This is a genomic window from Bradyrhizobium sp. YR681 (genome assembly GCF_000282615.1).
Taxonomy (GTDB): Bacteria; Pseudomonadota; Alphaproteobacteria; order Rhizobiales; family Xanthobacteraceae; genus Bradyrhizobium.
The window spans coordinates 1-11,387 of the sequence record NZ_AKIY01000151.1 but is presented as its reverse complement, the minus strand read 5'-3'; the positions used below and the strand labels follow the sequence as shown (position 1 = coordinate 11,387).

The following is an 11,387-nucleotide window of genomic DNA, read 5'->3' as shown; positions in this document are numbered from 1 at the left end:
GGCCGCGAGCGGCTGCCGGCCTTGCCGGATACGCCGACCGCGATCGAGGCGGGCTTTCCGGATTTCGAGACGCTGGCCTGGTGGGGCATCTTCGCACCCACGGGCACGCCGCCCGACATTGTGTCGGCGATCGCGACGGCGTCCAAGGAGATCCTGAGCGAGCCCGCGACCGCCGCGCAGCTCAAGGAAACCCAGCAGATGACGCTGTTGCTCGAGGACGGCCCCGCCTTCAAGATCTTCTTCGACAAGCAGGTCGCCACTTGGGGCAAGGTGGTGAAGGACAATAATATCAGGGCGTGAGCGGTCCACCGTCGCGAGGCCGGGATGCGGACTCGTCCGCTCCGGTTCGGCAGTCCGCGCAGCGCCAGTGCATGGTTCAGCGCTGGATCGCCTTGACCATGTCGACGGGATTCCAGAGCCAGGTGCTGTTGGGGAGGCCGGCGGCAATGGCGTCGAGCTTCAGCCGCGTGCCGTCGGTGTAGGTGAGGTTCTCGCCGATCACCACGCGGAATTGAACGTCGGGGCCTCCGAGCGGCTTACAGACGGCGACCGCGTATTTGGTGCCGAAACGGGCGCGAATCTCCGACGCATCCTGGTTCGCGCTTGCCAGCGCAGCATAGGAGCCGATGACCACATACCATTTGTTGTCCGGGACGAGCCCGATCAGTCCCTTGAAGATCTGCTGGGTCGTGCTCAACTCCGCCGGCAGGAGGCAGTCCTTCGCGGCGCTCGCCTCGCCGCTCGCTGCGGGAGCCGGATCGGCGTGGGCACGTCCGATCAGCGCCAGGATCTCCGTCTTCTGCGGCAGCAGCGCTGCGGTCTGACCCTGGGGAGCCTGACCGGTGGTCTTGATAGAAATGGCGGCGCCGTTGATCAGGCTGGTCAAGAGCGCCGGCGCCATGATGCCAAGCTGAAACAATTTCACCGGCCGTTCTTCGTCGCTGTTCAGATACACGACGACGCAAGCCGCCGCGCACAAGGCGAACAGCCGAATTCCGTACGTCATGCCCTCGAGGACGCTGAGCCTGGTCAGGGTCGTGTTGAGGTCGACGACGAGCAGATTGGTGATGATCGGCGTCAGAGCGCCGAGACATCCGATAAGCAGTCTCTGACGGACTTCCATGGCCATCTTCTCCAATTGATAGACCGAACCAAGCGCCACGTTCTGCGATGGCGCGAATTCAACCGCAGGATGCTGTTCTGTCAGTGAATACCTTCTGGCGTGAAGTCGGCGTGAAGTGAGCGTGAAGCTCCGGTCGACGCCAAAGCCGGGACGCATGCGTTCCAGGAGCCCGCAGCCGCGGCATGTTCATCGGAGGAGCCGTCCACATCGGCTCGAGAACGGGCTGGAGCCCGGGCGCGGCACTGGCGTGAGGGCTTCCGGTTCTGCTTGCGCTTTGATATGTAGGCCTCCAGGCAACCCGTCTCACCGGCGGGTTCCGCGGTCCCGTAGCTCAGCCGGATAGAGCGGCGGTTTCCTAAACCGTAGGTCGCATGTTCGAGTCATGCCGGGATCGCCAATTGCCTGACCCAGGACATCCGCGCGAGCAAGCCGTCGTACCGTGTGCGTGGCGTCGCTCGACCAGTGCCGCGGTACGCTGGGACATATCCCGGATGTGCGACGAAGTGGTGCGTTGAATTCCTTCCTGCCAAGGTTGCAATCGCGGTTGGCCGTGATTAGCGTGGTGCATTGATTTTTTTCGTCCGTATTTCGAGAATTCCCCATGGCCGATTTGCCCATGACCGCATCTCCCAGCACCTTGCCGGCGATCATCGAGACAAAGGTCGCTACGCCCGAAGAGCTGCATGAAAAGGACGTCCTGAAACGCGAACGGGAAAACCTCACCTGGGCTCACGAGCAGCGGTCTGAGGACGACGAGAATCGCGACTGGAAGGGCATCGGCCTGTCGGGCGGCGGTATTCGCTCCGCGACCTTCAGCCTCGGCGCGTTGCAGGCGCTGGTCGCGCACCGGCTGCTCACCAAGATCGACTATATGTCCTCCGTATCGGGCGGCGGCTACATCGGCTCGTCGCTGCAATGGTGGTGGAGCAAGGCTCGTCAGGATGAAGCCGCCGAGGCGCAGCCTGCGGGTAAACCGACTGCTGCGCCCGAGACCTATGGCGCCGACGCGGCAACCTTTCCCTATGGTTGCGGCCATCTGTCCGATCCCAAGATCCAGGATACCGAGATTCAGAAGCGCAATCTCGCCTTTCTCCGGAATCACGGCAACTATCTGACGCCCGGCGACGGGATAACGGCCTTGTCCGGCCTCTATGTCGTCCTGAGAACGTTGCTGATCAGCCTGATCGTCTGGCTGCCGCTGCTGCTCGGATTGTTTCTGCTCATCCACGGCGGGAATGAGCTTGTCTTGTGGGCAGTGCAGAAGCTGTCTCCCGGCTTGTTGCCCTCCTGGTCGTCCGAACTGAACCCTGGATACCGTCAATATTTCCGGGGGATGTGCGACGACAAACTCATGTTGTGCAAATTCGCGCTGCCGCCTCTTTATGCGACGGCGCTTGCCCTCTACGTGCTGATCGTCGCCTGTTTCGTCCTGGCGTCGCTGGTCTTTGCTCTGCTCACCAGAGTCCCCAGCGAGACCCGTTCGACCAGCCGGCCGAGCCTCAAGAGCGTCGCCCTTGCTCTGATCGGCCTGGCCCTGATGTTCGCGCCGCCCGTGATGTACCGGCATCTTATCAGCATCACGACAGCTCCCTTCGTCGTCCTGTCGGTGCTGCTCGGCTTGTTTCTCGTGATCAGGTTCTGTTTCGATCAGTTCGCCAGGGTGCGCCGCATGAGCGGCAGTTATTGGTGGCGGCGGACGCTCGAGCAATGGTTTGGTCTCACATTCAAGGTCGGCGTCGTCGTCCTGGTCATCGGCTCGCTACCCGTCTTGCCGTACTGGGCCGTCCGCAAGGCGGGCGAAAGCGCAACGCCGGCATCGACGGCGGCCAAGCTGGCTCAGGCCGTAAATTGTTCTGCGAACACGGGGAATAATTGCGCGCAGCCGACCGAAGCTTCCGGTGAAAAAGCGGCAAGTCTCGCCGTCAGCGCGGCCGGTGGACCTACGGTCGCATTTGCTGCGCTGTTCTCGATCCTCAGCGGCGCGGCCTCCGCGCTCTATGGATATTTCTCTCTTGCCAGGAAAGTCGATGAGGGAATAGCGGGCCGCGTCTTTCCGCCCATCGGCGCGGGTATTTTTCTTTACGGCACGCTGACGGTCACCTACATGGGAGCCGTCTTCGTGTTCGACGTCCTGGGGAGTCGGGAACCAATCGTCGAAATGTCCAAGACCGCGATCGGTTACGGCGCGGTGCTTTCGATACCGATCGCACTTCTTCTCTGCTTTCTTGCCAACGTCAACCAGGTCGGCCTGCATCGCTTTTATCGTGATCGGCTCATGGAAGCCTTCATGCCGTCACCGGTTGCGGTCGCCGAGGGCTGGTCCACCTATTCGCCTGTGGCCGATAGCCTCAACGTCTTCGATCTCGGGTCTTCCTTTTCCAAAGCGACCCATACCGCGGGCCCCGTCCCCTATCCCATCATCAATACGTTCGGGCGTATCGTCAGAGACAAGGACCCGAAGATCGTCAACAGGGGCGGTGAGAATTTCATCATGTCCCCGTTCTACGTCGGTTCGCGCTCCACGGGCTGGGAAGACGCGGAGTCCTATTCAAAGCGCTACGGTCCGCTCACGCTCGCGACGGCCATGGCGGCATCCGGCGCGGCGGTCAATTCGAACGCCGGCTATATTGGCACCGGCCTGACGCGCGACCGCCTCGTTTCCGCAGTGATGACCATCCTCAACATGCGGCTCGGAATATGGGTCGGCAATCCCGGGCGCAAGGGCAAGCGGCGGCGCACGCCGGTCTATTGGAGTCCGACACTGACGGCCGGCCTGTTCGGCTTCGGTCACGCGAGGACGAGTGCCTTCATCGAGATTTCGGATGGTGGAAACTTCGAGAATCTCGGGCTCTATGAACTGGTGCGGCGCAAGCTCGGCGTCATCATCCTGATCGACGGCGAAGCCGACGCGACCATCGCGCTGCCGGCGCTGGTATCGGCAGCGGTCCGCATCAGGGAGGATTTCAAGGCGACCTTGACGTTCCCTGACGGCCTCGGCGTCGATCGTCTCGTGCCGGTCGACAAGGCCGTGGGTTATCCTGCCGGGGCGCATTTCGCGCAGGCGCCCTACGTCGTGGGACGCGTCGAGTACGAAGACGGATCGCCGCCGAGCATCGTCATCTATCTGAAGGCGACGTTGATCCGGGATCTCGATTTCACGACCTCGGGATACCGCGCGGGCAACCCGGATTTCCCGCATCAGACCACGCTGGATCAGTTCTTCGATCCGACGCAGTTCGAGGCCTATCGTGATCTCGGTTTCCGCAGTGCTGCGCTGATGATCAAGGAACTGACGCTCGCGGGAGCCAATGGCTTCCCGACCCAGGACAAGATCTGGCGGAACTATTTGAAGCTCAGCGCGGCAAAAGCAGCAGGTGCATCATCGCGCTGATCGCGACGAGCGCCGCCAGGCTGACCGTGATGGCGTTGCGCTTCTCTGTCACCCTCACCACGAAACCGGTCATCGTTGCCATCGAGGCGAGGCTGGCGAGCAGGAACGCCATGGCGAACTCGGCTCCGTCGCGCCCGATCCCGGCGGCCGCTTCAATCACGCTCCTCAAGGCTTCATAGACATGAAGCTCCTTGCTGAGGCAGAACGCGGCAAGCGCGAGCAGCCATGTCGCAAGGAGCCTTCGTGCAATGGAATCCTTGCCAGCGATGATGAGCCGATCGGCCGCGAGGGACAGACCATAAAGCAGCACGGGGGGCATGAGGCCGACGAGCAAATACTCGACGTCGTCGATATGGACCCGGCCGTGCGTGGTGATGGACTTGGCGAGGACGAAGGCGACGGAACCCGCGAGCAGCAATCCTATGTTGAAGATCGCGGAAACGGGGGACGGACGGCCACGCGTGTGATGGCTTTCCTCGGAGCCGCGATGGCTCGCCGATGTCATTGCCATTCCGTTTGCTGTCATCGCGATCCTCGGCCACACCGTACACCACGCCGGCGAGAATTCTAGGCAAGCATGGCTAAGGACGGATTAACGCCTCAACTGGCGCGAAAGTTCGTCCGCGCGGATCAGGCGGCCGCCGCCCGGGGCTCCTTCCAAGTCGTTGATACGAATGAAGAAGTTCGCGCCGGTCAGCTTTATCCTGACGGGAATGCAGGCCACGTTCTGGGCATTTGTGCGGTATTTGATGATTTCGACCCGCTGGTCGGCCAGCCCGACCGATCCCACCGCGGCGGCACCGCTGAAATGCAGCCCGGCCATGATCTGGCTGTTGAATCCGCCCCGGACGACGCTCGGGTCGAAGGAAAACTGGGACCTGTTGCTGCGCCAATCCCAGCGCAGAGGCGCATCGAACGTGGTGTTGTCGGTCTCCTTGCACCGGTCGCGCCGGCCGGAATATCCGGTGTGGAATTGGGTCAGGCGGTAACCGTCGTTGTTGTCGCTCGCGTCATAGCCATAATCGTGGTGCCAGTCATATTCGCGCGCCGAGACCGAGCCCTGGAACGACGACAGGTCGCGCGGCCTCTGGCACTTTTCGAACTCCTCCTGCCTCAGGCGATTGAGGCTGATCCGCTTGCGGATCGGGTCCGGATCAATCGCGCCGCTCGCAATGGTCCGGCCCGTCTTGACGACGATCGCGCCCGATCTCGGCTCGTTGGAGAAGAGCTCCCTCGTGACATAGATCAACCTGGCTTCGGAGGTCGTCAGGGAGAGACCGTCGGCCGGCACCGCCTTCCATGCTCTGTCGGGACTCCAGTAGAAGAGTTCCTGCTCGGCGGTGATGGCGCTGAGCAGCCCGGCAACGGCATCGCAGGAAGCATCGTCGGCCCGGGACACGCCCGTCGAAGCAAGCCAGACCAGTGCAATTGAAAACAACGGCAACGACAGGATATTCGAAATCTTCGTCATGGTGACAGGCACCCCATTTCAAACCAGCGACTTGTTCAGACCAGTGACTCGTTCAGAGACGTGACTTGTTGAGATCACCGATTTGGCGTGATGCGCTCCGAGGCCGATCCCGGCGAAATGCGGCACACGTCGTGCAAAAAATGAGCAATTGGCGAAAGAAACAAGCGTCACTATGATTGCTCTCCGCACGGAACGCAACCATCAGCGTGACGCCCCGGGGGGCGTGATCGCGCGCCCGGGCCGGTTCATCCCCGCCTGCGGCGCAGGCACGGCTGCCCCGGGAAAGCCGATCAAGCGACGTCATCGCGCGGGCTGTTTGCCTCGCCGGGGGATGCGCTGATATAGGCAATGAGCCATCGGCCCGACTGACGTTCACCAGTTGAGTGCCACGTTGTCGGAGATGATGATGCCTTTTGACTTGATCCTGCGCGGCGGCCGTGTGGTCGACCCGTCCCAGAAGCTTGACGCCGTGACGGATGTCGCCTTTGCCGGCGGCAAGGTCGCAGCTGTTGGCAGCGGGCTCAAGGCCGATCCGGGCACCGATGTGCGCGACGTGTCGCGCTATATCGTGACGCCGGGGCTGATCGATCTGCACACCCATGTCTATTGGGGCGGCACCTCGCTCGGCATCGATGCCGAGGAATTCTGCCGTCTCTCCGGCGTCACCACGGCGGTCGATACGGGCAGCGCGGGTCCCGGCAACTTTGCCGGCTTCCGCAAGCATGTGATCGAGCCGAGCCAGGTCCGCATCCTCGCTTATCTGCACGTTTCGCATGCCGGTATCTTCGGCTTCTCGCACCGGATCATGGTCGGCGAGAGCGAGGAACTGCGGCTGATGAATCCGATCGAGGCGGCCAGGGTGGCTGATGCCAATCGCGATCTCATCGTCGGCATCAAGGTGCGCGTCGGCCTGCACTCCTCGGGCACTTCAGGGGTCGTGCCGCTCGACATCGCGCTCGAGGTCGCCAACGAGGTCGGCATGCCCCTGATGGCGCATATCGACCATCCGCCGCCGAGCTATGAGGAGGTGCTGGCGCGCCTGCGTCCCGGCGACATCCTCACCCATGCTTTCCGTCCCTTCCCGAACACGCCGGCAACCGCGCAGGGCACGGTGAAGAAGGCGGTGCTGGATGCGCGCGAGCGCGGCGTGCTGTTCGACATCGGCCACGGCAAGGGCTCGTTCGCGTTCAAGACCGCGCGCGCCATGCTCGCCAACGGCTTCTATCCGGACACGATCTCCTCCGACATCCACCAGCTCTGCATCGACGGCCCGGCCTTCGACCAGGTCACGACCATGTCGAAGTTTTTGTGCATGGGCATGGAGCTCTCGGACGTGGTCGGGGCCTCGACGGTGAACGCGGCGATGGCGCTGCGCCGTCCCGAGCTCGGCAGCCTCAAGCCCGGCTGCGTCGGCGACGCTACGCTGATCTCTGTCAAGCAAGGCCAGTTCGACTATGAAGACGTCGTCGGCGAGCACCTGATCGGCGACCGTAAGATTGTCTCCGAGGGCGTCGTCATCGGCGGCCGCTGGTGGCATCCGAATTGACGCAGCGCTAGCTCTGCGCGCGATAGAATTGCAGGAGCTGCGCGCCCGCGGGTGAGAGCCACTCGGGCGCGCCGGCGATATAGCCTTCGACGCGGCCGCTCGTTCCGACGAGATAGGTGATGGGCATGCCGACGAGGCCGAACATCGCGCCGGATGCTTCGGCCGCGGCGCCATAGGCATCGACATGGCAGGCGAGGTTCTGCACGGCGAGGCCGCCGAGGAAGGTGCGGATCTTGCGCAGATCCTTCGTGTCCGTGCAGATCGCGACGATGTCGACCCGGTCGGGGTGCGATCCGGCGAGGCTTGCGAGCGTCGGCAGATCGAGCCGGCATGCCGCGCACCAGGTTGCCCAGAAATTGACGAGGGTGATGCGGCCCGGCTTCGCCGTCACGACGACGTCCCGGCCGTGCAGGTCCTGAAGTCGCAGCGCTGGCATCGCCGCGCGCGGCCGAACCACCGTGAACTGGTTGCGGCCGGCCTCGAACACCGGCGGCCAGGCGCTGTCCTGCGCACGGGCCGTGCGCGAGACAGCAAGCCAGGCCGGCGCGGCCATCAGGATCGATCGTCGCGACAACGCCGTGCCGGGAGCCTGGGATTTCTCACGCATGGATATAGGCAAAACCCTTGAGTTGCAGATCGACGACGCGGCCGATGCCGAAGGGGACAAGGCTTGCGCCCGCAATCAGCGGGATCGAGACCTGCTCCTTGGCTTCGGCGATCGCCTTCGACGATGCGCACATGCTGTAGCTGAGATTGGGCAGGGACTGCCGCAGCGTCGTGAGCGGATCGAGGAGCGGGGTCTTGTCCGCCCGGAAGACGTCGATGCCCTTGCCGTTGGCCACGACCTCGATCAGCAATCTCGCGCCCCTGTCGGCAAAGTGCCTGGAGAGGTTGGCCGAGTAGCTGATCGCGTGCCCCATCACATACGGCTCGTTGCTGTCGACCAGGATGACGACGCCGTCTGCGAGACGGTCCTCCCTGGCCGCGGCGGTGCCGCCGGCCGTGAGGATCGACGCGCCTGCGAGCAGGCCTCTGCGGGACCATCCGCTAGCTGAGATCATGGCGGCTGGCGCTCAGAACTGGCGCGGCGCGATCGGCGCCTTGCGGCTCCGTCCCCACAGCACGAACAGGCTGAGCGCGAGCAGCACGACATTGAGCGGCGTGACCTCGGCCTCGCCGCGCGAGAGGTGGAAGGTGAGCGCAAACACCTGCAACACCGAGCAGCCCAGCGCGGCCAGCACCGTCAGCCGCGGCAGGATCCGCGTCAGGGCCGGCAGCAGGATTCCGATCCCGCCGGCGAGATCGACCAGGCCGATAGCGCGCACGAACGCTTCCGAATACTGGCCGGCCCAGGGCATCATCGCCGCAAGCTGGGGAATCGGCGTGAGCAGCTTGACCAGCCCGGACGAGGCGAAAACGAAGAAAAGCAGGCCCTGTGCGGCCCAGAGGCCAATGCGAAGGGCCCGGCCCGGGGTGGCGGTCTCGAAGGTGGTGGTGGACATGGTGGTTCTCCAACAGTGAGGGTTGCCACCATTTGATGGTTTCTCCATTTTTGATCATTATGTGTTCCGGGATAGGTTCATTTCCCTGGTGTTGATGATCTCATGGATTCCCTGGTCAGCATGCGGGTGTTTTGCCTGGTCGCGGAGCTGAAGAGCTTTGCGGCCGCAGCCGAACGCCTGCGCCTCTCGCCCGCCATGGCGAGCAAGCATGTGATGCAGCTCGAGAAGCGGCTGGGCACGCGGCTGCTCAACCGCACCAGCCGGCGCGTCAGCCTGAGCGAGAGCGGTGCGCTCTATTTCGAGCAGGCGCGGCAGATGCTGGACGCGCTCGACGAGGTCGAGGCCGCCGTCAGCAACGCGACTGTCGTTCCGCGCGGCACGCTGCGGCTGACCGCGCCGGTGTGGATGGCGAACACGATGTTCGCGGGCGTGCTGGCGGGTTACCAGGCCCGCTATCCGGAGGTGTGCCTGGATGTCGATCTCAGCGGACGGATGGTCAATCTGGTCGAGGAGGGTTTCGACCTCGCCTTGCGCGCGACCGGCGCGCCCGACGAGGCGCTGATTGCGCGTCCCATCACCAAGGTTGCGTTCCATATGGTCGGCGCGCCCGCTTATCTCGATCGCGCCGGACGCCCGACGACGTTCGCCGATCTCGCCGGCCAGGCCCTGCTGCATTATGCGCTCTATCCGGGCGAGAGCTTCTCCCTGAACAGGAACGGCACGGTCGAGACCGTCAAGCTCAACCCGGTCCTGCGCAGCGGCAACGAGACACTGCTGCACATGGCCGCGCTGGAAGGCATGGGCTTCGCCTTCCTGCCGAAATGGCTGGTGGCTGACGACATCGCCGCCGGCCGTCTCGTGCACATTCTGCCCGACGACGTCCTGTTCGAAGGTCGCCTGTTCGCGGTCTATCCGAGTCGCAAATATCTCTCCGCGAAGGTGCGGACCTTCATCGACTTCGTCGCGGCCGACAAGCGGATGAGGTAGCGCCTTACGGCACGCGAGATCAGCGGCGTGGACGCCGTCAGTCGCGTCCTGCTTCCATGATCGCGCTGGCGAGGCGCGCCGGGTCGGAGAAGCACAGTTCGTGGCTCCCCGGCACCTGCACGAGGCGGAACAAGCCGAGCTTCTCCGACAGCCGCGGATGCCAGGGATAGCCGTGCGGCAGCGCGGTGTCCTCGGTGCAGTTGATATAGGACTTTGCCAGCGGCATCTCGGCCGGATTGGTCTTCAGCGCGATCTTGTCGCTGAAGGTCTTCAGCGGATGCGGATTGAGGATGTCATAGGCGCGCTGCGCCAGTTCGAGATCGGCGTCGTTGATGAAGGCCTCGCGCCAGATCGGGAAGGGGAGCACCACCGAGCCGTCGCCGCGCTCGGCCGCGATCATGTCGAACAGCCCGATATACTGCGGCGGCACCATGTCGTTGAGCGACTCGCCATTGTTGGGAACGAAGGCGTTCCAGTAGACGAGGCGGCGAATGCGCTCGGGGACGAGGTCGGCAACGCCGGTGATGATCATGCCGCCATAGGAGTGACCGAGCAGGATCACGTCCGTCAGATTGGTCTCGGCGAGGTAGTCGGCGATTGACTGGATCGCTTCCTTCAGCCCCGTCGTCTTGGCATCGCCCGGGCGGTTGCCCTTGATGGTCGGGAGGTGGACCTGATGGCCGGCGGCCCGGATCGGCGCTGCGACCGGCTCGAGCTCGGCACCGGTGTGCCAGGCGCCGTGAACGAGAACGTAGGTCGACATATTGTAGCTCCCTCGGAAGGCTGGTTAGATCGGCAGGGCGACGGCCTTGCCGACTGAACGTCGGTCTTTGTCGTTGTTGCCGCCATATTGAACCGGCCGGGATGCACGCGCTTGTCTGGCGCTGAACCGGATTGGTCTCGGAGCGAACTGATGGAGCTGGTCAATCCCCCAAGCCGGCCGCGGCACGTCGTCTGGAACACCGCGGCGACGCGGCCGGACGAGCAGTTTTCCTATTACCGCGAAGCGATCTGCCAGGCATTCATGAACCTGACGCCGGAATCGGCGACGACGTCGCGCTTCCCGGCCAAGGTGGAGACGATCGGGCTGGGCGCCGGCGCGATCAACCGGGTGATGTTTCCCGAGCACACCGTCAATCGGTCGCGTGCCGATATCGCCGCCTCGCGTGACAGCTGCTTCTATCTCAACTTCAAGCTCGCCGGGCGCTGCCGCATGCTCCAGGATGGCCGCGAGGTCAGCCTGTCGCGCGGCCAGGTCGGCATCGTCGACAGTGACCGCGAGGTGACGCTGCTGCACGATCGCGGTCCGACCCTGGAAGTCGCGTCGTTCTGGGTGCCGTCGCGCGCCTTGCGCGACCGGCTGGGGG

12 protein-coding genes and 1 tRNA gene are annotated in these 11,387 nt (G+C 63.8%); 6 read left to right on the top strand and 7 right to left on the bottom strand.

The window, feature by feature from the left end:
• Positions 1-300, top strand: a 300-nt coding sequence (locus PMI42_RS12650; protein ID WP_008134503.1) for a tripartite tricarboxylate transporter substrate-binding protein, incomplete at its 5' end; no start/stop codon positions are given.
• Positions 301-376: 76 nt separating this feature from the next.
• Here the strand turns inward: PMI42_RS12650 and PMI42_RS12645 are convergent.
• A complete protein-coding gene (locus PMI42_RS12645) occupies positions 377-1,123 on the bottom strand; it encodes a hypothetical protein (protein ID WP_008134501.1) in 747 nt (248 codons plus the stop codon).
• Positions 1,124-1,443: 320 nt separating this feature from the next.
• Between PMI42_RS12645 and PMI42_RS12640 the strand changes: the two genes are divergently transcribed.
• Both PMI42_RS12640 and PMI42_RS12635 read left to right on the top strand, forming a co-directional pair.
• Positions 1,444-1,520: transfer RNA gene (locus PMI42_RS12640), tRNA-Arg, on the top strand.
• Positions 1,521-1,724: 204 nt separating this feature from the next.
• Entirely contained in the window at positions 1,725-4,514 is a 2,790-nt protein-coding gene (locus PMI42_RS12635; protein ID WP_008134500.1) for a patatin-like phospholipase family protein, read from the top strand.
• Here PMI42_RS12635 and PMI42_RS12630 read toward each other — a convergent pair.
• Both PMI42_RS12630 and PMI42_RS37455 read right to left on the bottom strand, forming a co-directional pair.
• The gene (locus PMI42_RS12630; RefSeq protein WP_035965447.1) at positions 4,477-4,932 is read right to left on the bottom strand and encodes a hypothetical protein; all 456 of its coding nucleotides are present in this window, start codon (positions 4,930-4,932) and stop codon (positions 4,477-4,479) included. The genes PMI42_RS12635 and PMI42_RS12630 overlap by 38 nt on opposite strands.
• 174 nt (positions 4,933-5,106) lie before the next feature.
• Complete coding sequence (locus PMI42_RS37455; protein WP_008134496.1) at positions 5,107-5,985, bottom strand: hypothetical protein; 879 nt, start codon at positions 5,983-5,985, stop codon at positions 5,107-5,109.
• 406 nt (positions 5,986-6,391) lie between these two features.
• Here PMI42_RS37455 and PMI42_RS12620 point away from each other — a divergent pair, with 406 nt between their 5' ends.
• Positions 6,392-7,531: an amidohydrolase/deacetylase family metallohydrolase gene (locus PMI42_RS12620; RefSeq protein WP_008134495.1), complete on the top strand. Its 1,140-nt coding sequence runs from the start codon at positions 6,392-6,394 to the stop codon at positions 7,529-7,531.
• Between the two features lie 7 nt (positions 7,532-7,538).
• On the opposite strand, the gene PMI42_RS12615 is transcribed toward PMI42_RS12620, so the two are convergent.
• Genes PMI42_RS12615 through PMI42_RS12605 form a run of 3 tightly spaced genes read right to left on the bottom strand, consistent with a single transcriptional unit; the run spans position 7,539 to position 9,033 of the window.
• On the bottom strand, positions 7,539-8,138 hold the full coding sequence (locus PMI42_RS12615; RefSeq protein WP_008134494.1) for a TlpA family protein disulfide reductase: 600 nt from the start codon (positions 8,136-8,138) through the stop codon (positions 7,539-7,541).
• Positions 8,131-8,592: a DsrE family protein gene (locus tag PMI42_RS12610; protein WP_008134492.1), complete on the bottom strand. Its 462-nt coding sequence runs from the start codon at positions 8,590-8,592 to the stop codon at positions 8,131-8,133. The genes PMI42_RS12615 and PMI42_RS12610 overlap by 8 nt, the downstream gene beginning before the upstream one ends.
• Before the next feature lie 12 nt (positions 8,593-8,604).
• A complete protein-coding gene (locus PMI42_RS12605; RefSeq protein ID WP_008134490.1) occupies positions 8,605-9,033 on the bottom strand; it encodes a DoxX family protein in 429 nt (142 codons plus the stop codon).
• Positions 9,034-9,135: 102 nt separating this feature from the next.
• On the opposite strand from PMI42_RS12605, the gene PMI42_RS12600 reads away from it, so the two are divergent.
• Positions 9,136-10,020, top strand: a complete 885-nt coding sequence (locus tag PMI42_RS12600) for a LysR family transcriptional regulator (RefSeq protein ID WP_008134488.1) — start codon at positions 9,136-9,138, stop codon at positions 10,018-10,020.
• A gap of 37 nt (positions 10,021-10,057) precedes the next feature.
• Here the strand turns inward: PMI42_RS12600 and PMI42_RS12595 are convergent, their stop codons facing one another.
• Complete coding sequence (locus tag PMI42_RS12595) at positions 10,058-10,783, bottom strand: alpha/beta hydrolase (RefSeq protein WP_008134485.1); 726 nt, start codon at positions 10,781-10,783, stop codon at positions 10,058-10,060.
• A 150-nt stretch (positions 10,784-10,933) separates the two neighbouring features.
• On the opposite strand from PMI42_RS12595, the gene PMI42_RS12590 reads away from it, so the two are divergent.
• On the top strand, positions 10,934-11,387 hold a 454-nt coding region (locus PMI42_RS12590; protein ID WP_008134482.1), incomplete at its 3' end, for an AraC-like ligand-binding domain-containing protein.